The organism is Thermostichus sp. MS-CIW-23 (assembly GCF_054059455.1).
Window position 1 is genome coordinate 66,467 of sequence record NZ_JBSSCC010000010.1, and the last position, 21,153, is coordinate 87,619.

Genomic DNA, 21,153 nt, shown 5'->3' on the forward strand with positions numbered 1-21,153 from the left:
TCATCCAGCCTAGCTTGAGGTTACCCCCGCCTCTTCCCTTTTAACCTAATCTTAACCTTGGTAAACCGAGCAGGCTGTGGCCAGGGAAACTGTCGCGAGCTTTGGCCTGTCGCGCCATTCCCGTCAGCGGAACAGAGCATGACTCTAGTCAATAATAAGCTCAACTATACTGAAAATAATGTATAATATGTTCAGTACGGATTACTACCAGTTGATCTTTCTGTTTACTTTCGAGTCTGCCAACATGGTAGCCAAAGCAAAGCAGAAAATTGGTAGTAAGACGACACGGAAACTGCGCTTTGGGTATTCTACTCAAAGCTTTGCGGGATACCGCCATTCTGGTTGGAAACAAACAGAATGCTATCGCTGCATAGTTGAACAGTGATGTTCAGCAATGTTCAGCGTAAATGTATCAGTCTAGGGCTCCCGGCCTGCTGTCGCAAGTGGTAGGCGGGGTTCGACCACTGACCAGAGGCGGGCAGCCACCTCTGCCGGGGATCCCTGGGCTGAAATGCGGACAATCCGCTGTGGTTCTGCGGCAGCCAGGGTTTCGAATCCGCAGTAAACCCGCCGGTGGAACTCTAGGCCTTCTTGCTCGTTAGTGCTCTGCACCGCTAGCTCAACTGCGCCAGAAGAACGGGAGCGAGCCCGTTCTAGCCCCACCTCGGGGGGCAGATCCAGCCACAGGGTGAGATCCGGCTGTAGCCCGTCGGTGACCCATCGGTTGAGCTGCCGGATCAGATCCAGATCTATGCCCCGGCCATAGCCTTGATAGGCCAAGGTGGAATCGGTAAAGCGATCACAAACGACCACCTGCCCTGCCGCCAGAGCCGGCGCGATGACTTTGCTCACGTGTTCAGCCCGATCCGCCGCGTACAGGAGCAACTCCGCCAGAGGGCTAAAGGGATCCCCGTGCAGCAACAGCTCCCGCAGCGTTTTGCCCAGCGCCGTGCCCCCCGGCTCGCGGGTACACAGGCAAGCGTAGCCTTCTTGGCGCAGCCGCTCAACCAAGAGGGCCTGTTGGGTGGTTTTGCCCACCCCTTCCCCGCCTTCTAGGGTGATGAACACACCGTCGTCCTGATACATTCACGCTGAACTCTCCTGAACATGGTTCAGGAAAGAAGCGATCGCATCCTGCCTATCTCTGTTCGCGTCAGCGGGACGGAGTCCAAACAGGAAGGCGGTATCCCGCAAAGCCCTGAGGAATACCCCCCGAGCGCTTTCCCCCTTCACTTCCCGGCAACCGTTGCGGTGGACTCAAGGATCAGGGGGAAACTTGGTCTACTATATCCCTCTCAATGACTTTTGCCAAACCGCCTAAAGCTCAGTAAATTCAGCAAAGTTCAGGGTTTCGGGGGTTAGAGGCATGCTCTGCAGGAGGGTTAGCGCAGGTTGAGTTGGGGCTGCAAATTAAAGGAGTGCCCCGGCACCACCACGTAGACGTCGGGGATGTTGGTGGGCTCCAGGCTTTGCAGGGCTAACCCTTCGATGTTGGAGCGCAGGGCGTTGTTGATGGTGGCTTCCAGTTGGGATAAAACCTGCGCCTCGTTGCCCTGAGCGGCCAAGCCAGGAAACTGGCTGTACACGGCGCGCGCCAAGCTGCTGGCCAAGGGGAGCTGGATCAGGGTGAGGTTGGATCCCCCCAGCTGGGGGCCCAAGGTGTTGGCCCGGCCGCGGATGCCCAAAGCTTGGAGGGCATTGGCCGTTTGGCTGACAGGGATGGTGCAAGTATCCATCTTGTAAACGGGCACTGAGGCCATGGTCAGAGCAGAAACGCTGGTCAGTTGCACCACAGTAAAGGAGGCAGTGCCGTTATAGGCAAAGCAAAAATCGCGAAAGGCTGCGGGCACATTGGCAGCGCGGATGGGGCGCTCATCGTCAAAGCCGCCCGACTCGGCGAAGATGTTGCGGATAGCGAATCCCCCGAAGAAGGCCAGCAGGGCCACCACCAGCAGGATCGTCAGATCGGAGGAGGAGACCCCCCCGCTGGAGCTGCCGCCTCGCCCACCACCGCCATATCCCCCACCGCCAACATAGCCGGAGGTGTAGCCGTAAGGAGCGGAACGGCTGTAGTCACTGCGGTAGCCGGATTCCCCAAGGACTCCGTCCCGCTTACGCGAGCGGCCAGCAAAGGACTCCGTCCCGCTACCGCGAAAGGCAGAGGAACGGGCGGATCCGTCGTAACCTCGGCTGCCGGAGACAGAACGGCGGGGAACTAGCGCTTGCCCAGGGCGCTCACCGGCTCCTCCTGCAGCGGCTTTCTGCCCCCCCTTTTCGCTGTCAACACGAGACCCCTCGTCTCGGCCAGTCTGGGGGGAGCGGTTGGAAGGGCGAGAAGTGGCCCCTTGCGCGGACTCCCTGTAGCTATCCCGCCCATTCTCCAAGGACTCCGTCCCGCTACCGCGAACGTCCAGCCAATCCTCTGCGCCTGCAAAGGTTGAGCCCTCTTCCGGCAAAGGGGGTGGAGAACGACGACCTTGCCGCTCCCTTCCTTCACCAGAGTTTGCAACCGAGGAGACCGCGGCTTCCTCACCGGCAGAATCTGGAGCATAGCGGCTGGGATCGGGGGCAGCAGTCCGTTCCGCTGCTGCAATGGGATCTCGATCCTCAAACTCAGAAAAACCCATAGTTCTTCGAGCGCTCCCCTCAGCTGCCAAGGCAAGACGGCTTTCAATTTCACTCCCCCGAAGGGAAGGGACTATTGTATCCTAGCAGCTCCCCGGCCAGGACATCGGATGCTATTCCTGGGATCCAAGCCAGCCCATACGCTTCTCCAGGAGAGGCAACTGCGCTTTCAAGGCGCGCAAGGCTCGGCCTCGGTGGCCGATGGCCTCTTTTTGAGCTGGGCTCATTTCGGCAAAGGTTAGCCCCACTTCGGGCACCCAAAACAGCGGGTCATAGCCAAACCCCCCCTCTCCCCGCGGCTGGGTCAAGATCTCTCCTGAGCATACCCCTTCCACCAGGGCATGCACTACACCTTGGGGATCCACCAGGGCGATGGCGCAGTGAAAGGTGGCTCGGCGATTTGGGATCCCTTCCATTTCCCTGAGCAACCGCTCGATGCGGGCAGCATCGTTGGGGGCATAGCGAGCCGAGCGGATCCCAGGGGCACCGCCAAGGGCTTCTACCGCTAGGCCGGAATCGTCGGCAATGGCCCACTCCCCCAGAGACTTGGCCACGGCTCTGGCTTTGAGAAGGGCATTTTCGGCAAAGGTGGTGCCGGTTTCTTCCACCTCAATTTCTGAGGGCATGCGGCGCAGCTCCCAAGCAGGGGCATGGGCCTGGAAAAAGGCATTGAACTCGCGCCATTTGCCGGGGCTACTGCTGGCCAAGATCAAAGGACGGGTCATGGAAGGTTCCTACGAATCGTATGGATGTAGCGGAAAGCTGAGGAGGCGGAAGGCTGTCCAAGGGCTTCCTGCCTAATGGATCTCGAGAACCATGTTGTGCAGGGCTGTGTTGATCACCAGGGTGGATCCCCATCGCTCTACCTTGCCCCCATCCCAGTGCATGTGTCCGCAGATGTAGTAGCGGGGCTGCACCTGTTCCAAAAGGGGGCGCAAGGTGGGTGTGCGACGGTGATACCACTTCCCGCCTTCATCCAAAAAGCCTCGCGGCGGAGCGTGGGTCAGCAGCAGGTCAATGGGCCGGGGGGGCTGACTGTAGAGGGTGAGCAGCTCCTGCAAATGGGCGGAGGTCAGAGACCAGCTCCAGCCACAGGGGGGAGTCCAGGGTACAGCCAAAACCTGTAACCCCAGCCACTCAAAGCAGCAGGACTGGGTGATGGCCCGTCCCCAACGGCCAACCAGCAAATCCAAAACTGAAGCCGCCGGATCGTGGTTGCCAGGTAAAAAGAGCCAGGGTTTGCCCAGGCTCTCCACTGCCGCCAAAAAGGATTGCAGATGAACCACCTCTGCTTGGGCTGCCGGATGAAAGCCCTGGGTGGCCTTGCGGGAAGGTTTGCCGGCCTTGGAACAGAAATCCCCGCAGTTGATGTAAGCATCCACCTCCGGCAGATGGGCAAGGGCCTGCCGGATCAGCCGAGGGCTGCCGTGGTAGTCGGAGCCGAGCAGCAGCTTAATCCCCATGAGAATCAGCCGCAGAAGAATCCAGGTGGGATCCCTGAAGCAGGGCGGCAACCTGCTGCCAGGAGCTGCTGTACCAAGCTTGCTGGGCTTCCAGTTCTTCGTCGAGGGATCCCGTGGGGCCAAAATCCGGGCAGGCATACCCCAGAGAGCGTAATCCTGCCACCAACACTGCCGGAGACAGCCACCACTGCTGGGCCAAGCGCAGCAGATCCACCTGGCTGCGGGTTTGCAGGTATTGGCGGAGCTGGCGTTGCAAGCTGGCAGCGGAGGGCAGGGGCACCGCTTGCTGATGGACGGCAATCAACAGCTCGCTGCTGGGGGTGCAACAGAGCAGCCACTTGAGGTGATCCAGAGAAGGGGGCCAGCTCCACAGCCAGAGTTGATCATAGCGGTGGCCGGCTTGGGGACGGTCGTAGTGGAGAGTCAGGTACCGCCGTTCGCGATAGCGGGCCGTAGGCCTTGAAGACAAGACCAGCGAGGGGCGGCGGAAGCCGTAGAACAGGATGGTTCCCTGCGCCTGAGGCCAGAGGACAGAAAATCGGTCTACAGCTTGCCAACGCAAAGGCTGGGTGGGCTGGGGGGTGGGGCGCCAGATCAACAGAGGTGAGGGCTCTGTCCCCCTCTGGGAGCCAGTCGAGGGCTTAGAGTTGGGCATGGGAGGAGTGGCATCCAGAGAGGCGGGGGAGATGGGAGACTTGCTCCCATCAGGGGTGCGGGGCGCTGTTTTCTCGAGAGGGGGGTTGCCGGCAGTGGCAGCCTCTTGGGCAGGTTGGATCCCGAGAATTTCCAGCTCCAGTTGGGTTTCTCCCTGCCATGTTTTGGCCTTGAGCGTGTAGGCTACATCAACTCGCTCCGGCAGCGGATGGGTTTCCGCTCCCCGCCAACGGATGGCCCAGAGGGGGCGCTGTGGCCTCGGGTTTGTGCTCCCCACCAACGCATCGGTGATGCTGGCCACTCCGCGGTCATCACTAGGGGTTTTGGCGGCTGAGTCGCTCCTGCCCGGACAAGAGGACTCCGTCCGAGTAGCACGTAACCCATGGGAGCGTTGCGTAGGGAGAGCAGGATCCCGGAGCAGCAGCTTCAGGTGGCCGGGAACTGGGCCAAATCGCTGCTGTTGCAGAACCTGCAGGTTGCGGCTGCAGAAGACCGGCTCAGGATTGCCGATGCCACAGGGCTGCAGATGCTGGAGCTCTCGATAGAGGTCAAGGGTGAGATCTGACAGCGACACTTCGGCATCGATTTGCACCAGCGGCTGGATCTGCTCCGGCTGCAATTGCTGTTGGGCAAACTGCCGCAACCGTTCTTCAAAAAAAGGCCAGTCTTCTGCTCTCAGGCTAAATCCCCCAGCAGCGGGGTGGCCGCCGTGCTTGGTGAACAGATCCTTGCAAAACTCCAACGCTTGAAACACGTCAAACTCGGGGATCCCCTGCCGCGCCGAGCCACTGATCTCCCCTTGCCGCGACTGGCTGCCGATGAACACCGGACAGCCAAAACGCTCTGCCAACCGCGAGGCCACAATGCCGATCACCCCTTTATGCCATTTCTGCTGAGGGGATCCCAAAATTGTTAACACCCGCTCCTGTTGCAGATCTCGGCCTTGCTGGGCAATTTGCTCGAGGGCTTCTGCCTCGATGCGCCCGCACATCTGCTGCCGCACCTGGTTGAGCTGTTCGCAGCGGCGGGCCAGCTTCTCTGCCTGCTGGCGATCGTCGGTGGTCAGCAACTGGATCCCCATTCTCGCCCGGCCAATTCGCCCAACGGCGTTGATGCGGGGCCCCAGGCCAAACCCAATCCACTCAGGCCGCAGCCCCTCCAGGGATCCCTGCATGCCCATCACCTGCAGAAGGGCGCGGATCCCTGCCACCTGGGAGGTGGGCAAGAGGTGCAGCCCCTGCCGCACCCAAAGGCGGTTAACCCCCGTCAGCGGCGCCAGATCGGCAATGGTGCCCACAGTAAACAGTTCCAGGGCCACCCGCTGCAGATGGCCATCACCACGGCGCTCGGCCAGCGCTTGGGCCAGGAGGTAGGCAACTCCCACCCCGGCCATCCCCCGATAGGGGGAAGAGAGCGGGAGCTGCTTGGGATTGAGGATGGCATCGGCAGGGGGCAACTGGGGCGGCAAATCGTGGTGATCCGTCACGATTACCGTCAAGCCCAGAGCTTTGGCCAGTTGGATGGGCTCGTGGGCGGAGATGCCGTTGTCCACGGTGAGAATGAGGCGCACCCCCTCTCGGTGAAGCTCTTGCACCATGCGGCTGTTGAGGCCATAGCCCTCCGTCATGCGGCTGGGGATGCGGTAATGCACTGGAGCGTCCCGCAAAGCCCGCAGCAGCAGGGCCGTGCTGGTCATGCCGTCGGCATCGTAGTCGCCGCAAATGGCGATGGGCTCTTGTCGGCGAATCGCCCCGTCCAGCAAGTCCACCGCCAGGGGCAAATCGGCAAAATCCTGACTGGGTGGAGGCAGGTGGGCGGGATCCGGCTGCAGGTACTGCTGCACGGCAGCAGGGCTGGAGAGCCCGCGATTGAGTAAGATCTGAGCCAATATGGGCGAGATCCCCACTGCCTCGGCCAAGCTCTGGGCAGTCAACTTGTCCACAGGATGAAACAGCCAGCGTTGAGCAGGGATCCCGGCCATAGGGAAGGGTGGGGCATGGATGGGGACAGGGGGTAGGCAGTGCTACAGTTGGCATGTGGGCTATCCTTTTGACGTTAACCCAAAACGCTCCTCTGCTCTTCCCTGCTGTCGATGTATTCTCTACTGCTTACCTATGGCCTTAACCCGCTGACAGGCTTAAAGCTGTTGGTCAAGTCCTCTGAGCAGACCTCTCTGTGGACACTGGCCCAGCAGCTTTGGGGCCGCCCCGGATCTCGGCGACGCAGGCCGCGCCTACAAATCTCGTTAGGCCGCTTGGTGCCAGAGCAAACCGAGCACTTGTCCAAGTTGGAAGTGCTGCTGCGTCTGCGGTTTTTCATTGCCCTCGAAGCGGAAACTCCAGAGAGTGCTGCCCACCACTGTCGCGAACGGTTCTTGCTTCCTTCCGGCCAGGGATCCGCCATTCAGCTTGCCCGCTACACAGAGGGCTCGCAGCAGTACAAGACGGAGATCATCCGCTTTGCCCTGGGGGGATCCCGCACCCTTGTGGCGAGGACTCCATCCCGCCGCCGTCGCCTCTGAAACAAACTCCCCGACAAGCCATAGCGATAGAGTCTTGCCAGCCTATCTATACTGGAGATGCACTAGATCTGTGTTTCTCCCGTGAACCCAACTGGGCTGCATCTTTGCGGTGGCAGTGCGGAGCATTCTATCGGTGGTGGGCGGCATCTGCAAGCCCATCCCTGGCACAGCCTTGCCCAAACTTCGGCTTACGCTAGCTTTGAGTTGTCCTTCCCGCAAGGGGGTGAACTGCGAGCTCTGGCACTGTGGGGGATCCCCGCAGGCCCAGGCAAAGACTCCATCCCGGATGCAGAGGTTTGAGTTGCCGCCAATCCCGCCAGAGGAGATGGATCCCATGTGCAACACCCGTCAGGACTACGGCTGGCTGAAATGCTCCGTACCCCTGTTGCCAGCGCGACCGATCCTCTTTGCCGGATCCCTGGCGGCCTTTGCCCTTGTGCTCCACGCCGTTAATGGGAACGTCCTGCCGGCTGCTTTGGCCCTGACCCGTTACCAAGTGCATGTACTGGCGGATGGGGCGGCGGAGTTGGCTCAGGTGCGCACCCAGGTGCCGGATGCCTATTTTGTGCAAGGGGATGGGCAGGTTTTCATTCTGGCGGGGACGTTCATCAACCGTAGCCATGCTCAACGCCGTCAGGCCGACTTGGAACGGCTGGGGTTATCGGTGCGGGTGGTGAGCCGCCAAGAGACGGATCCCCCTCTGCCCCCTGCTTTTCCTGCCCAAGCAGCACCCAGCCGCCCTGCTGCCAGCTCAAAAGCCTCTGTGCCGCCGACGCCAACCGCTCCGCCCTTGGATCCCCAGCGTCCCTTTGCCACCCACGTGCCCAACCCCACCGGTGATCCCCGTTTGGAAGAACGGGTGCGCCGCTTCTTTCCAGGAGCCACTGTGGTGCAGTACCGCGGCCAGGTTGCTTTGCAAACGGGAACCTTCTCCCGCCTGTCGTTGGCCCAGGATCAAGCCCGCTGGCTAACCGCTCAGGGGTTGCCGGCAGTGGCGGTGTCGCTGGTAGGAGAAAATGCGGGCCAGGATCCCATCTCCAACCCAGCACAAGGAGAGCGCTATTGGGTGTTGGTGGCCGATCCCACCGGGGAGAAATGGCCTGTGCTAAAACAACTCCTAGAGGGATCCCTGCCCTTGATCTACGATGACCTGCGGGTGGTGCGCACAGGTGGGTTTGCCGACCCTGCTGCTGCCGCCGAGCAGGTGCGTTACTTGGCCGGCCAAGGCTATGAAGCGGGGATCTTCCCCGCCGATCTGCGCCGCTCTCAGCCTCTTTTGCAAGCGGATCCCGTCTCCTCCTCGCCTGCCCAGGCTGTTCCTCCTGGGGAAGAAGGTGGCAGCGGATTTTGGGTGGTGGTGCCGGCTGGGGAAGAGGCCCTACCCAAGCTGCAACAGTTTGCCCCTGATGCCTTCCTGCGGGGCTCAGTGATTCAGGTGGGCACCTACCGGCAACGGGCCAACGCCGAACAGGCGCGGCGCTCTCTGGCCGAAGCAGGGTTCGATGCCCGCATCCTGCCCGTGGAGTAGCCAAGAGCCACTTCCGCCATAAACGCTCTCCTCCTTCCCTGCCGTTGGGGATCCCCATTCGGCCCAAATGGCGACTTGGGTGAGTTTCTGCTTTTGACATACTCCCCACCCTACTGGCTTGTCAAAGCCTACAGCCCGCTTGGGCGAATAGAGCGGTTGACTACCCTGCCACTGCCCTGAGCCTACCGTAAAGCCCTCCTCAAGGACGGAGCGTTTGGGCAACTGGGCGAGGCTGGTAAGAAGGATAGGCCAGCCGTTGCACCACCTGTTTGCAATACACCACCTGTTTCAATAGCAGTGCGGAGCATTTTTCCTAGAGGGCTTGCTTAGCCTGCTGCAGCGTCTGCTCAAACACCTCCAGCGGCTGCGCACCGGAGAAGGCAATGCCGTTCAAGATGAAATGGGGAGTGCCACCGATGCCCAGTTGAGAGGCCAAGTCAATATCTCGCTGAATGGCGCGTTCTGCCGCCCGACTGCGCCGATCCCGATTGAATTTTTCTATATTCAGGCCCAGCTTCTCAGCAGTGGCCACATAAAACCCATCCCCAAGCTGAGATTGGTTGGCAAACAGCTCGTCGTGAAACTCCCAGAACTTACCTTGACGTTGGGCGGCCCAAGCAGCCCGGGCAGCCGACATCGCTTCTGGGTGGATGCTGGTCAGGGGCAGGTGCTTGTACACCAAGGTCACCTCATCCCCGTGGTCGGCCATGAACTGCTTGAGGGTGCTGTGGGCGCGGGCGCAGAAGGGGCATTGAAAATCGGAGAACTCCACCAACACTAACCGCAGAGCGTCGGATCCCAGTCGAGGGGAATCTCCGATGACGGCGCGTGGGTCCTCCCGCAGTTGACGGCCAAATTCTTCCGCCAGCCGCTGCTGTTGTTGCTGCTGCTCCTGGTACTGTCGCTGCTGGTATTCCTGTACGGCCTCCAGAATCACCTGGGGGTTCTTTCGAATGATCTGCAGCACCTGCTCTTCCAAATCTGCCGGGGCAGCCGCCGCCGCTGGTAGGAAAACCGGAGCTCCACTTCCCACTCCCAGCAGAACCGTCAGCCCGAACAAAAGTCCAGCCCGGGCCAAGCTCCGCCCCCAAGCGCGAAAAATCCTCACCAGCCTATGCATCCCAACCCCCCTCTCAAACATGCCTAGAGCCGTCGCAACTCACCCAGCCTACCGTCAGATCCCAACAGTGTCTATCACTCGTTCGGGGGGGTTAGGAATTGGTGACCTGCAGAAGCTGCTCCTTGATCCGCTGCAACTGGCTGGCCCAGCGGGGATCCGGCTCAGAGGCTGCCTCACTTTCGGCGACGACGGTGGAGCGCCCACCCTTATTGCCGCGCTGGCGTTGCTTTTTGCTGGGGGCAGGGTTTTCTGCCGACTCTTTAGGGCCCTTGGCCTCAGAATCTCTGGACGGCCTGGAATCTTTGGAACCTCTGGACTCTTTGGATGAAGGCTCAGAGGTCGCTGTTTTGGATTCGCCTTCTTCCCCTCGGTCGCGCGGCTGGGCGAGCTCAATGCGCAAGTTGACATCCCCAAAGCTGTGGCCGTTGAACTTTTCGATGTACTGCTGCGCCTGCTCTTCGGTGTTCACCGTTACAAAGCCGAAGCCGCGGCATTTGCCTGTCTTCCGATCCCGGATCACCTTGGTGGAAATGACCTCACCGGCAGAGCGAAAGAGCTTCTCCAGTGCCTGACGATCCACCTCTTCCGGCAGATTTCCAACATACAGACGCACAGGCATGATCCAGCGAAGCTCCTAATCGAAATAACAAAAGGCCAAAATGCAAAGCGCTACATCTAGGGCGCTCAAGCCCATAACATCAAACCCGGAACCCGGTAGTCCATCGTCACACCATAGCGCGCCGCAAAGCGCAACCCTTGGCAATCACGAAGCTATTTTTTAATTTACCTCAACCTGGAGCCGCGAAGACGAGGAGAACGGTTTTTGTGAACGACTGCTTTGTACAGCCGGTTTGTACAGCCGGCTTTTGCAGCTAAGCTAAGCCGGTGTTGTTCAGGCGATCCCGATGTTGAAAAGGTCGGGCCTGGGGGCCCGTGTAGTCGGCTACAAGATGTCCTTGCCCTCGCAGTTGGTAGCGGTAGGTCACCAAGCCTTCTAAGCCCACCGGCCCGCGCGGCGGCAGTTTTTGGGTGCTGATGCCCACCTCCGCCCCGAAGCCATAGCGAAACCCGTCGGCAAAGCGGGTGGAAGCATTGTGAAAGACCCCTGCCGCATCCACTTCATCCAGAAATCGCCGGGCAGCAGCGGCATCCTCGGTTACAATCGCTTCGGTATGGCGGGATCCGTACTGCTGGATGTGGGCAATGGCCTCGTCAAGGGAGCCCACCACTTTAATAGAGAGGATCAAATCGGCATACTCGGTGCTCCAGTCGTCCTCGGTGGCCGGGATCAGATCGGGCACCAGCTCGCGGCAGAGGGGATCCCCCCGCAATTCCACCCCCTTTTCCCGCAGGGCCTTGACCGCTAGAGGTAAAAAGTGGGGGGCTATGGCCTTGTGGACCAACAGGGTCTCGATGGCATTGCAGGCAGCGGGGTACTGGGTTTTGCTGTCCACCGTCAGCTTGATCGCCATGTCCACATCCGCTGCCCGATCCACGTACAGGTGACACAGGCCATCGGCATGGCCCAATACCGGGATGCGGGTATTCTCCAGGATGTAGCGGACAAAGCTGCTGGAGCCGCGGGGGATGATCAGGTCTACCAGCCCCTCCAGTTGCAGTAGGGCCTTGACCTCGGCGCGGCTGGTGAGCAACTGCAGGGATCCCTGGGGGAACTCTGGGATCTGCTGCAGGCCCGCCTGAATGGCCGCCATCAACGCCTGACAGGAGAGCAAAGCTTCGGATCCCCCCTTGAGCAAGACGCTATTGCCGGTTTTCACCGCCAGGGCGGCAATTTGCACCAAAGCATCGGGCCGCGACTCGAAGATTACCCCCAGCACCCCCAAAGGGTAGGTGCGCCGTTCCAAGATCAGCCCCTCGTCCAGTTCCCGGATCAGCAAAGCTCGGCCCACCGGATCCCCCAGCCGGATCACCTGCCGCACTCCGGCCACCATATCTGCCAGTTTGTGGGCGTCCAGCTTCAGGCGAGCATAGGCAGATGCCGACAACTCCCCGGCTTTCACCATCTCTGCTGCCCGCTCCAAATCCGCCCGGTTGGCGGCCAAGATAGACTCTTGGTGCTCCACCAAGGCAGTGGCCATGGCCTCCAGAGCGGCATTCTTAATAGCCGTGGGCAAGGTGGCCGTGTGTTGGGCAGCAGCGCGGGCCAACTGCACTTGGGACAGCAGCGGGCGCTCTGAGGCAGATGCAAGCGAGCTGGGGCAATCGGTGGCAAGGGACATAGAGTCAGAAAGGGGGCAAAGTGCCCATTTGGAAGAAAAGGGTTGCGATGATAGGTTGTAACAAAGTTGTGTTGAACTGTGATCCTAGAAGCACCCCCGGCAGGGATCCCTATGCTAGGTTGGGCACAGTCGGTTGGGGTTATCTGTAGCCTACCAAAATCCGGATCCCACTTGCTGCCGCAGGGGAGCCCTTCATCGCTCTCGATGCTTCTAAGCTGAAGTTCGCATAGGGGAAGACCCTTGCTCGAAACCCGGTTCCCTGACAATTAGAGATCCACCTCTGGAGATCCACCTCGTCAACCTTGACTTTTAGCGCCTTCCAGGAGAGCCAATGAGAAAGCGTGGGTTTGTGGTTAGTGCAACGGCTGCAGTGATGACAGCGGTATCGCTGGTCGGCGTGCAGCTATCTATGCCGGGTTGGGCGGGGTTTCGCCGGGATCCCAAGGAAGTGGTGGACGAGGTTTGGCAAATTGTTAACCGGGAATACGTGGATCCGTCTTTTAATTCCCTGGATTGGGAAGCGGTGCGGCGAGATCTGCTCAGCCGAGAGTATGCCACCCGAGAAGATGCCTACGCGGCCATCCGGGAAGCCCTGAAGAAACTGAACGATCCCTACACCCGCTTTCTGGATCCGGATCAGTTTGCCAGCATGCAAATCGATACATCCGGCGAGCTGACCGGGGTGGGGATCACGCTGGGCATGGATCAAGAGACGAACGAGCTGGTGGTGATCTCCCCCATTGAAGGGTCTCCTGCCGACCGGGCCGGGATCAAATCCAAAGACGTGATTGTGCGCATCGACGACAAGTCCACCGAAGGCATGGACACCAACGCTGCGGTCAACCTCATTCGGGGCGAGCCGGGTACGCGGGTGCGGCTGACCATTCGCCGCGAGGGGGAAGGGCTAAAGGTGTTCGATTTGGTGCGGGAAAGAATTGAGCTGGCCACCGTGCGCTACGAGGTTCACGAGGAAAACGGCCTGCCCATTGGCTATATCCGGATTACCCAGTTTTCCGGCAACGCCGCCGAGAAGATGCGCCAAGCCATTCGCGAGCTGGAAAAACAAGGGGTAGCCGCCTACGTTCTGGATTTGCGCGCCAACCCAGGGGGGCTGCTCTACTCCAGCGCCGAGATTGCCCGCATGTGGATTAACCGGGGCAGCATTGTCTCGACGGTGAACCGCCAAGGGGAGCAGGATCGCCTGACGGCCAACAACACGGCCCTCACCGATAAACCTTTGGCCGTTTTGGTGGATGGTGGCTCGGCCAGCGCCAGCGAGATTCTGTCGGGGGCTCTGCAGGATAACCGTCGCGCCGTGATTGTCGGCACGCAAACTTTCGGCAAGGGCCTGGTGCAGTCGGTGCATCCCCTGTCCGATGGATCTGGGCTGGCGGTAACCATTGCCCGTTATCGCACTCCCAACGGTAATGACATCGACCACAAGGGCATTACCCCCGACATTTTGGTGGAATTGTCCGAGGAAGATCTGAAGCGGCTCAGCCAGAACCGAGAATTGGTGGCCACCCCAGCCGACCCACAGTATGCTGCTGCCATCCAGGCTCTGCAGGCTCAGATCTCTGCCCGTCGGCAACAGGCCCAGGAGGTCATTCGTTTCTCTTCACGTTAGCCGGTGTTGGGGGCGGTTTTGATGGGTCTCAGATCTGGCACTCCTGAGATTGGGGTTAAGCCGAGGCCCAAGCTATTTAAGACTATTAAGACTCTTCTCATTCGAGTTATTCGAGGAGTGTTGACCAGCGCTGGGCTGGGGATGCTTTTATTGTTTCTGTAGGTGGCGCGTAGCACAATGGCGGGGTCGAAGATCGCGGGATCCATAAACTTGGCCGGACGGGATCTGCTCAAGCTCAGCGACCTAACCCCGGCGGAGCTGTCGGCCCTGCTAGCCCAGGCGGCTGAGTTAAAGCGGGATCCCTATCGGGTGGAGCTGCGGGGTCGGGTGTTGGGGCTGTTGTTTCAGAAGGCTTCTACCCGCACCCGCGCCAGTTTTACGGCAGCCATGGCCCAGTGCGGGGGCAGCACCCTGGATCTGGTGCCGACAGTGATGCAGGTGAGCCGCGGCGAACCCCTGCAGGATACGGCCCGCGTCCTCTCCCGCTACCTGGATGTGATCGCCATTCGCACCTACGACCAGAAGGAGCTGGAAACCTTTGCCGAGTATGCCGATGTTCCGGTGATCAACGCCCTCACCGATCAGTTTCACCCCTGTCAGGTGTTGGCCGATCTGCTCACCATTCAGGAGAACTTTGGCCAACTGGCGGGACTGACCCTGGCCTATTGCGGCGATGGCAACAACGTTGCCCACTCCCTGCTGTTGGGCTGTGCCATGAGCGGGATCCACATCCGCGTCGCCACCCCCCCCGGTTACGAGCCGGATGCGGCAGTGGTGGAGCAAGCCCGCACTCTGGCCCAGGGATCCCAGGTGTTGGTGCTGCAGGATCCCCAGGAAGCCGTCTCTGGATCCCAGGTGGTCTATACCGACGTGTGGGCCAGCATGGGTCAAGAAGCTGAGGCCGAGGCCCGCAAGGCCACCTTTCTGCCCTACCAGGTCAATGCCGAGCTGCTGCAACAGGCAGATCCGCAAGCCATTGTGCTGCACTGCCTGCCGGCCCACCGGGAAGAGGAAATCACCACTGAAGTACTGGAGGGATCCCAGTCCCGCGTGTGGGATCAGGCGGAAAATCGCCTACATGTGCAAAAGGCACTCCTGATTCAGGTGCTGGGCCCAGGATAACAGTCTTTGGGGAGCCAGAGAGGGGCGTAGCGAACAGCTTTGCGGTCGTTGAGGATGGCCTCGTCGTGTTCCTCTGTCTCGTCAGGACTTGGTCCGAGGCCCAAATTAGCCCAGACCTAGCTACCGGCTATTGGCAGGACGGCGGGCTGCAATCGCCAAGCTGACATTGGGCACCCGCTGCAGGGTATCCATCACCTCCACCACCTTGCCGTGGGAGAGGGCCAAATCAGCGTTGATCACCACCAAGCGGCGCCCTTCAGCCGGCTTCTCGGCCAGGATGCGTTCCACTGCCGGGATCAGAGCAGAGATATCGGCAATCTTCTCCTGATTGACAGCAATCTGTCCTTCCGCCGTCAGGCTCACCGTTACATCCGGCTGCAGACGAACTTCAGCTGTAGTGGCATCCGGCAGGTTGACATCCAGAGCCTCGGAGCGGGTGAGCACCAGGCTGGCGATCACGAAAAACACCAGGATCGAGAAGATGACATCGATCAGGGGCACGATGTTGATCTCGCCAGCTCGGAAGTTCTCTTCGGGGATGCGCATAGGTTAGGAGGGCTCAAGCGAGGAGTAGGGGGGAAGGGTGGAGCTGCCACTGGGGCTAGATTGGGTGTAGGAATACTGGGAAAGCTGTTGGGCCTGCATCTCTTGCCGCTGCCGATGCAGCAGCTCCAGCATGCCGCCGTACTCTTGGATCTTAGAGAGTTGCCGCAGGTACAAAGAGCGGAAGACGTTGGAAATCAACAGGGTGGGAATAGCCACAATCAGTCCAAAGGCCGTCGAGTACAAGGCTTCGGCGATCCCTCGACCTACCCCCTGGGTATCGGTGCCGCCGATATCCCCCAGTTGAATGGAGCTGAGGATCTGGATGATGCCGGTGACGGTGCCCAACAAGCCCAAGAAGGGGGCAACGGTGATTACGGTGTCGAAGACAGTGTTGAAGCGCTTCAGCAGAGGCACTTCTGCCGCCAGGGCCGTTTCCAGAGCCAGCTTAAAATCTTCCGGGCTGGCCTCGTTCAGCTCCAACCCGGCCAAAAAGATGCGGGCAATCGGCAGATCGGCATTTTGCTCCAGCAAATACTGGGCAGCGCGCGGGTTGCGGCGGTACTGGCTCAGGGCTTGCTGCACCACCTCCTCCTGCCGATGGGTGATCTTCCACCAAAACAGCACCCGCTCAATGCAACAGGCCACTGAGAAGACCGAGAACGTCAACAGGGGGATGGAGTAATACCAACCCTGGATCATGAGCTGCAAGACTCTATCCATCGATCCTGATTCCCCCCTCCAAGCGGCAATTTACGCTCATCTTGTCATAGCACTTTCTCGGCAGGGCTGGGATCCCTTCTTGCGCGGCGAAGATTGCACCTTCTGGCAATTTTGCCCCCATGCCGGCTCTCATCTCGTCAATTGTCAATCCAGAGGGCATACTGGTTGCAACATTATTTTGGATCCCGAGGGCGTGAATTATGAAATTCAGACGCTGGTTGGGTCTTTGCTGCGCCGGCTTGATGGCATTGCTGTTGACGGCTTGCGGCAAGGGATCCGCCCCCTACGACAGCATCGTGGTCAATTTTGTAAACACGGCCACCCCCAGTCAGATTGCTGCTATCGCTAAAGAGTATCACTTGACGCTCCGCCCCAGCAGCGACAGCGCTTTTGCCCGCCAAGAAGCGATCTACCTGTTTGACGTGGATGCCGACCACCTGGGATCCACGCGGCGGCTGGTTAAGCGGCTCACCGACGAAGCCTTGATCGAGTATGCTCACCCCAACTATCAATTCCAGGCGGCTTTCGTGCCCAACGACCGCCTCTATCCCCAGCAATGGAACCTCAGGGCCATCCGCATGCCGGAAGCCTGGGACATCTCCCAAGGGGAAGGGGTGACGGTAGCCGTGGTGGACACGGGAGTAACACGAGTGCCGGATCTAGCCCAAACCCAATTTGTTAAGGGCTACGACTTTGTGGATGACGATGAGGATCCGGAAGACCTCAACGGCCACGGCACCCATGTGGCGGGAACCATCGCCCAATCCACCAACAATGTCTTGGGTGTAGCCGGCATCGCCTTCAAGGCCAAGATCATGCCGGTACGGGTGTTGGATGCCAATGGCTTTGGATCCCTGTCGGATGTGGTGGAAGGGATCCGCTATGCTGCCGACCACGGGGCTACGATCATCAACCTCAGCCTGGGTAGCCGCGCTTCTGCCCAACTGATGGAGGAGGCGGTGGCCTATGCCCACAGCAAGGGGGTGACGGTGATCGCAGCCGCTGGCAACGAAAACTCCAACCAGGTGAGCTACCCGGCCCGTTACCCGCATGTGATCGCTGTCTCGGCCACGGGGCCCAACGGGGAGAAAGCCCCCTACTCCAACTATGGGGTGGGGGTGGACATCTCTGCTCCCGGCGGAGCCAAAACGCCTGATCACCCCGAGTACGGCATTCTGCAGCAAACCATCAATCGTCGTAACCCCAACGAGCCGGTCTTTGCCTACTTCCAAGGCACCAGCATGGCCACTCCCCACGTAGCCGGTGTGGCAGCTCTGATCCAGGCTCAGGGCATCAAAGACCCGGACAAGGTGGAGGAAGTGCTGAAAATGTCGGCTACCCCAGTGCCCGGCGACAAACAGAACTTCTACGGGGCTGGTCGTTTGGATGCAGCCAAGGCGCTGGCCAGGGCCACAGGGCAACAGGAGGAAAACCCCTTGGTGCTCTGGTTGAAGGACTTCCTGCAGTACCTGAACAACAATGGCTACCTCAACCCACGCTTCTGGTTCGATGGTGGCCCGATTGCTCTGGTGCCGAAGCTGCTGATGGTGGTGGGCGGCTACATTATCCTGGTGCTGATCCGCTGGTGGCTGGCTCCCAAGCGGCTGCTGCAGACGGTGCCTTTGCTGGCTGGGATGCTTTTGGGCAGTGCCGGTCTTTTCCCCTTGCAGGGGTTGGCGATTGTCGGTGGCCCCCGTTGGCCCTTCCAATTGGCGGGTAGCTCCCTGCCGGAGTTGGGCACCGCCTTTGCCCAGACCAATGCCTTGAACCCCCTATTTGCCAGCGTGTTGATCCCAGGCCTGTTGATGTTGCTGCTCCTGGGCCATCGGCGCTGGCGCTGGGCGGTGATTGGCTTGTGCATTGGCATGGCCTCGCATCTGCTCTTGTCCGGATCCCTGTTTTATGAGGGGGTGCTATGGCTTGGATCCTCTGCTTGGTTGGGTCGCTCCTTCTTGCTCTTCAATGGCTTGCTCTGCCTGGGCCTGGCCTACTTGGGAGCGCAAGCGGCTACGGAATCTCAATCCACGGCAACTGGGCTGGCGCTGAGGCAGTGATGCAAGAGTACAGCGGTACCATCCAGTTCCTGGATATCGAAGGGGGAGTGTGGGTGCTGACGCTGCCTTCCGGCGAGCACTATGCCCTTTTCCGTGCCCCCAAAGAGCTCTTGCAAGAGGGACTAGAGGTCACCATCCAGGGACAGATCAGAGAAGACATGGTGACGGTGGCTCAGGTAGGGCCGGTTTTAGAAGTCAAGAGCTTCCAGCGGCAGCCCTAGCTTGGCTTGCGGCTCCGGCCATACCAATCGGGGATCCCCAAGCGGGGATCCCTGCTTTTCGATGTCAGAATGCTTTTACAGTCGCTTCAAACGAGATTGAGACACCTCGCTGCCGACCCTCACCCCTAGCTTCTCTCTCAGGAGAGAAGGAAAGTTAGGAAGCAATGCAACGAAAATATTTCATTTCCGTTTAAAAAGAATCTCGTTTCCACGGCTGAGCATTCACGAAGCTCAAAAAACGTAGGTAGGCAGCTGTATCCCGTGACCGCTTAATACTTACATAGTCATAAGTCTGTAGCCTGAACAACTGGGAAACCATCATCGCTGTTTTAGAGGGGAAACCTACTGGCGAAAGCGGGACGGGATCCTTTGCGGCAAGGGCTGTTGTGGAACCAGTAACAAGAATCCTCACCCTACCGCTACGGGGAAGCAAGCCAGTAGAGCAGGGAACATGTCAAAGCAGGTTGCTCAGGCGGCTGTGAAAGACCGAGTAGATCTCTGCGTAAGACTTCACCCACTCTGGATCCGGTTGAACATAGCGTTCTACCTGTACCAATCGATCGGCAGCCTGTTGGACAGAGCAGCACCAATAGGCAGAAGCGGCCAAGATGGCTGCCCCCACAGCCGGCTCCGGGTGTTTCACCACAGCCAAGGGACGAGCAAGGATGCTGGCGCGTAGGCGCAACCAGAGAGGGCTTTTGCTGCCTCCACCGGTGGTGAAAATCGGGCTCTGCTCTGGCACTGGGATCCCTTGAGCGGCCAACGTTTCCAGCCCCAGCCGCTCCACCATCGCTACCCCCTCCAACAAAGCAGCGTAAAAACGGGGGGATCCCTCTTCTGCCTCCGGCAAGAACCCGGCAAACTGGGGATCGACAATGGGAAAACGCTCTCCCGGCTGACAAAGGGGATAGCTGACCAGCCCGGTGGGCAGATAAGCCTGAGCTTGCTGATCCAGCATTTGCAGGTTGCCGTCGGGGAAGTAATGAGGCAAAACTCCGCCTCCACAAAAAGAGGCGGCCCCCGGCCACCAAACCATTCGTTCGCGACAGCGGTGCGGAGCACTGTCCGGGTGCAAATGGGAATAGATGCTTGGGGTTTGTATGGGATCCGGACTGTTGGCCTTAAAAATAAGGGTTGTGCCCAAGCTGGTGGAAACCTGCCCCAAGCGAATAGCCCCTGCCGCCAGTTGCCCGGCACAGCCATCGGTGATCCCTGCCGCGATCAGCACTTCCGGCCCCAACCCCCAGTCTGCTCGCACCGTTCCTAAAACCGTTCCCGGCGGTACCACCTCGGGGAAATGCTTGGGGTTTAGGCCCTGCCGCGCCAACCACTCCTGAGGCCAGGTGTAGGCCTCCAGGTCGAAACCGCTCTTGAGGGCATGGGTGTGATCGGTCACCTGCCTGCGCCCCCCCAGTTGGCTCAGCAAAAAGTCCGCCGGATGGGCCAAGTAGCTGTCCCGATACTGATCAGGATAGGCTTCCGCCCACCACAGCCAACGGCTGAGACCCCAACTGGCAGGGATCCCCAATTGCTTGGCCTGAGCCTGGCCCCGTGGGTCAGAATACAGCCACGCCTGTTCCAACGGCATGCCTCGACCATCCACCGGCAGAATGGTGCCGGAAGTGCTGCAAGCACTCAGAGCTGCAATGGAATACTGCTCCCCCAGTTGCGCGGTCAGTTGTCCCAAAAGGGCTTTCAGGGTTCGCAACCAGCGGCCCGGATTGGTCTCTGGGGGATCCCACTGGCGCTCGCTTTTGGCCACCACCTCCCCCTGCTCTGAGAGGGCCACCACCCGCATCCCAGAAGTGCCCAGATCGATCCCAAGAAACACAGGGGGCATAGGAATACTCACCTGAGAATGCTTTGTTTATATACGGGGTGGCCAAGTGGCCTCAAAAAGGGGCCCAAACTGGCTCAAAAGATGGGATCAAAATCTCAAAACTCCTGGCTGCTCCGAGCCAGTGCTTCTTGGATATCCAGATCCAGCCCTCTCACCGATTCCAGCACCGAGCGGGTGATCAGCTTGCCCTCCTGCACCAAAACCGCGCCGGTTACAGGGTGCAAAAGTGGCTGCTCCGCTCGCCGACCGATCAACGCCTCGATATCCTGAAAAGCATGGATGTACATCCCGGCAGGCAATTCCACCACCACCCCTTCCCCCAGCACCCGCGCTTGGCAGGCCAAGCGAGAGTTAGGCTTGCAGGTGGTGATCACCTCCAGGGTGCGCTGCTCCCGCTTGCTCATCGGGGATAAAGACTCCATCCCCTCCTTAACGTACACATGACAGGTGGCGCAGAGGCCGCGCCCACCGCACTCTTTCAACACATTCAGCTCTTCTTGCAGCAGCACCGAGAGCAAATTGCTGTTGGTGGCGATTTCAGACACTTGGGCAATGGGATCCAACCGCACACGCTTGACCATAGTCCGCACTTTTTGGGCTACTGGATGCTAAAAAAGCTAGCATCTTTCACCAATGCAGATTGCCGGAACAGGGCAGTTCTACCTAAGCATGCAGGAAAATCCCCCATGCGCCATTCAGGTCTCGGTGCATACGAATGCCCTCTGAGCCTTCTCGGCACTCCAACTATAGGTCTTGCTGGTGTAGGCTTCAGAAACTTGACCAAAAGGCGCGGCAAGCCCCGTCCTTCAGGGCGGGGAAGGATAGCGCCGACCGTAGCCGACGCCCTTTAAAAACGCAGTGTCGGCCATGTG

At 59.8% G+C, this 21,153-nt stretch carries 18 protein-coding genes and 1 pseudogene; 7 read left to right on the plus strand and 12 right to left on the minus strand.

What is annotated here, in order from left to right:
* Positions 1–190 precede the first annotated feature (190 nt).
* Positions 191–374, plus strand: a pseudogene (locus tag ACVW0B_RS05595) (hypothetical protein); the annotation flags it as partial.
* A gap of 43 nt (positions 375–417) precedes the next feature.
* Here the strand turns inward: ACVW0B_RS05595 and tmk are convergent.
* The 5 genes from tmk to recJ all read right to left on the minus strand — a co-directional run bounded on the left by tmk (position 418) and on the right by recJ (position 6,723).
* Complete coding sequence (gene tmk, locus ACVW0B_RS05600; RefSeq protein WP_457385072.1) at positions 418–1,068, minus strand: dTMP kinase; 651 nt, start codon at positions 1,066–1,068, stop codon at positions 418–420.
* Positions 1,069–1,382: 314 nt separating this feature from the next.
* Positions 1,383–2,627 carry a hypothetical protein gene (locus ACVW0B_RS05605; RefSeq protein WP_457491163.1) on the minus strand — a complete coding sequence of 415 codons (1,245 nt, stop codon included), beginning with the start codon at positions 2,625–2,627 and terminating at the stop codon, positions 1,383–1,385.
* A gap of 111 nt (positions 2,628–2,738) precedes the next feature.
* Positions 2,739–3,350, minus strand: a complete 612-nt coding sequence (gene rdgB, locus ACVW0B_RS05610; protein ID WP_414357613.1) for an RdgB/HAM1 family non-canonical purine NTP pyrophosphatase — start codon at positions 3,348–3,350, stop codon at positions 2,739–2,741.
* Between the two features lie 72 nt (positions 3,351–3,422).
* Positions 3,423–4,088: a metallophosphoesterase family protein gene (locus ACVW0B_RS05615; protein ID WP_457491164.1), complete on the minus strand. Its 666-nt coding sequence runs from the start codon at positions 4,086–4,088 to the stop codon at positions 3,423–3,425.
* On the minus strand, positions 4,078–6,723 hold the full coding sequence (gene recJ / locus ACVW0B_RS05620) for a single-stranded-DNA-specific exonuclease RecJ (protein ID WP_457491165.1): 2,646 nt from the start codon (positions 6,721–6,723) through the stop codon (positions 4,078–4,080). Before recJ ends, ACVW0B_RS05615 begins: the two co-directional genes overlap by 11 nt.
* A 111-nt stretch (positions 6,724–6,834) precedes the next feature.
* On the opposite strand from recJ, the gene ACVW0B_RS05625 reads away from it, so the two are divergent.
* Positions 6,835–7,263 (plus strand): hypothetical protein, encoded by a 429-nt coding sequence (locus ACVW0B_RS05625; protein WP_414331038.1) that lies wholly within the window; start codon positions 6,835–6,837, stop codon positions 7,261–7,263.
* Positions 7,264–7,378: 115 nt separating this feature from the next.
* Positions 7,379–8,791 (plus strand): SPOR domain-containing protein, encoded by a 1,413-nt coding sequence (locus ACVW0B_RS05630; protein ID WP_457491166.1) that lies wholly within the window; start codon positions 7,379–7,381, stop codon positions 8,789–8,791.
* Between the two features lie 313 nt (positions 8,792–9,104).
* Here the strand turns inward: ACVW0B_RS05630 and ACVW0B_RS05635 are convergent, their stop codons facing one another.
* The 3 genes from ACVW0B_RS05635 to ACVW0B_RS05645 all read right to left on the minus strand — a co-directional run bounded on the left by ACVW0B_RS05635 (position 9,105) and on the right by ACVW0B_RS05645 (position 12,151).
* Positions 9,105–9,911: a DsbA family protein gene (locus ACVW0B_RS05635; RefSeq protein WP_457491167.1), complete on the minus strand. Its 807-nt coding sequence runs from the start codon at positions 9,909–9,911 to the stop codon at positions 9,105–9,107.
* Positions 9,912–10,002: 91 nt separating this feature from the next.
* On the minus strand, positions 10,003–10,530 hold the full coding sequence (locus ACVW0B_RS05640) for an RNA recognition motif domain-containing protein (RefSeq protein ID WP_414412513.1): 528 nt from the start codon (positions 10,528–10,530) through the stop codon (positions 10,003–10,005).
* Between the two features lie 253 nt (positions 10,531–10,783).
* Positions 10,784–12,151, minus strand: coding sequence for a glutamate-5-semialdehyde dehydrogenase (locus tag ACVW0B_RS05645; protein WP_457491168.1), 1,368 nt, complete (start codon positions 12,149–12,151; stop codon positions 10,784–10,786).
* Positions 12,152–12,482: 331 nt separating this feature from the next.
* Here ACVW0B_RS05645 and ctpC point away from each other — a divergent pair, with 331 nt between their 5' ends.
* Both ctpC and argF read left to right on the plus strand, forming a co-directional pair.
* Positions 12,483–13,778 (plus strand): carboxyl-terminal processing protease CtpC, encoded by a 1,296-nt coding sequence (ctpC, locus tag ACVW0B_RS05650; RefSeq protein WP_414406574.1) that lies wholly within the window; start codon positions 12,483–12,485, stop codon positions 13,776–13,778.
* 177 nt (positions 13,779–13,955) lie between these two features.
* Entirely contained in the window at positions 13,956–14,900 is a 945-nt protein-coding gene (gene argF / locus ACVW0B_RS05655) for an ornithine carbamoyltransferase (protein ID WP_457491169.1), read from the plus strand.
* Positions 14,901–15,020: 120 nt separating this feature from the next.
* Here argF and ACVW0B_RS05660 read toward each other — a convergent pair whose 3' ends face one another.
* Together ACVW0B_RS05660 and ACVW0B_RS05665 are read right to left on the minus strand one after the other, a co-directional pair.
* Positions 15,021–15,446, minus strand: coding sequence for an ExbD/TolR family protein (locus ACVW0B_RS05660; protein WP_414383874.1), 426 nt, complete (start codon positions 15,444–15,446; stop codon positions 15,021–15,023).
* A gap of 3 nt (positions 15,447–15,449) precedes the next feature.
* The gene (locus ACVW0B_RS05665) at positions 15,450–16,166 is read right to left on the minus strand and encodes a MotA/TolQ/ExbB proton channel family protein (protein WP_049749560.1); all 717 of its coding nucleotides are present in this window, start codon (positions 16,164–16,166) and stop codon (positions 15,450–15,452) included.
* Between the two features lie 200 nt (positions 16,167–16,366).
* On the opposite strand from ACVW0B_RS05665, the gene ACVW0B_RS05670 reads away from it, so the two are divergent.
* Positions 16,367–18,220, plus strand: a complete 1,854-nt coding sequence (locus tag ACVW0B_RS05670) for a S8 family serine peptidase (protein WP_414342538.1) — start codon at positions 16,367–16,369, stop codon at positions 18,218–18,220.
* Positions 18,220–18,441, plus strand: coding sequence for a hypothetical protein (locus ACVW0B_RS05675; RefSeq protein ID WP_414342539.1), 222 nt, complete (start codon positions 18,220–18,222; stop codon positions 18,439–18,441). Before ACVW0B_RS05670 ends, ACVW0B_RS05675 begins: the two co-directional genes overlap by 1 nt.
* A 454-nt stretch (positions 18,442–18,895) precedes the next feature.
* Here ACVW0B_RS05675 and ACVW0B_RS05680 read toward each other — a convergent pair whose 3' ends face one another.
* Positions 18,896–20,281 (minus strand): FGGY-family carbohydrate kinase, encoded by a 1,386-nt coding sequence (locus ACVW0B_RS05680; RefSeq protein ID WP_414332211.1) that lies wholly within the window; start codon positions 20,279–20,281, stop codon positions 18,896–18,898.
* Positions 20,282–20,376: 95 nt separating this feature from the next.
* Positions 20,377–20,862, minus strand: coding sequence for a 2Fe-2S iron-sulfur cluster-binding protein (locus ACVW0B_RS05685; protein ID WP_011432453.1), 486 nt, complete (start codon positions 20,860–20,862; stop codon positions 20,377–20,379).
* Positions 20,863–21,153: the final 291 nt, after the last annotated feature.

What these genes read in the sequence shown, in the direction of transcription:
- ACVW0B_RS05605 (WP_457491163.1), bottom strand. Translation starts at nt 2,627, where the DNA reads ATGGGTTTTTCTGAGTTTGAGGATCGAGATCCCATTGCAGCAGCGGAA.
- rdgB (WP_414357613.1), bottom strand. Translation starts at nt 3,350, where the DNA reads ATGACCCGTCCTTTGATCTTGGCCAGCAGTAGCCCCGGCAAATGGCGC.
- ACVW0B_RS05615 (WP_457491164.1), bottom strand. Translation starts at nt 4,088, where the DNA reads ATGGGGATTAAGCTGCTGCTCGGCTCCGACTACCACGGCAGCCCTCGG.
- recJ (WP_457491165.1), bottom strand. Translation starts at nt 6,723, where the DNA reads ATGGCCGGGATCCCTGCTCAACGCTGGCTGTTTCATCCTGTGGACAAG.
- ACVW0B_RS05625 (WP_414331038.1), top strand. Translation starts at nt 6,835, where the DNA reads ATGTATTCTCTACTGCTTACCTATGGCCTTAACCCGCTGACAGGCTTA.
- ACVW0B_RS05635 (WP_457491167.1), bottom strand. Translation starts at nt 9,911, where the DNA reads ATGCATAGGCTGGTGAGGATTTTTCGCGCTTGGGGGCGGAGCTTGGCC.
- ACVW0B_RS05640 (WP_414412513.1), bottom strand. Translation starts at nt 10,530, where the DNA reads ATGCCTGTGCGTCTGTATGTTGGAAATCTGCCGGAAGAGGTGGATCGT.
- ACVW0B_RS05645 (WP_457491168.1), bottom strand. Translation starts at nt 12,151, where the DNA reads ATGTCCCTTGCCACCGATTGCCCCAGCTCGCTTGCATCTGCCTCAGAG.
- ctpC (WP_414406574.1), top strand. Translation starts at nt 12,483, where the DNA reads ATGAGAAAGCGTGGGTTTGTGGTTAGTGCAACGGCTGCAGTGATGACA.
- argF (WP_457491169.1), top strand. Translation starts at nt 13,956, where the DNA reads ATGGCGGGGTCGAAGATCGCGGGATCCATAAACTTGGCCGGACGGGAT.
- ACVW0B_RS05660 (WP_414383874.1), bottom strand. Translation starts at nt 15,446, where the DNA reads ATGCGCATCCCCGAAGAGAACTTCCGAGCTGGCGAGATCAACATCGTG.
- ACVW0B_RS05665 (WP_049749560.1), bottom strand. Translation starts at nt 16,166, where the DNA reads ATGGATAGAGTCTTGCAGCTCATGATCCAGGGTTGGTATTACTCCATC.
- ACVW0B_RS05670 (WP_414342538.1), top strand. Translation starts at nt 16,367, where the DNA reads ATGAAATTCAGACGCTGGTTGGGTCTTTGCTGCGCCGGCTTGATGGCA.
- ACVW0B_RS05675 (WP_414342539.1), top strand. Translation starts at nt 18,220, where the DNA reads ATGCAAGAGTACAGCGGTACCATCCAGTTCCTGGATATCGAAGGGGGA.
- ACVW0B_RS05680 (WP_414332211.1), bottom strand. Translation starts at nt 20,281, where the DNA reads ATGCCCCCTGTGTTTCTTGGGATCGATCTGGGCACTTCTGGGATGCGG.
- ACVW0B_RS05685 (WP_011432453.1), bottom strand. Translation starts at nt 20,862, where the DNA reads ATGGTCAAGCGTGTGCGGTTGGATCCCATTGCCCAAGTGTCTGAAATC.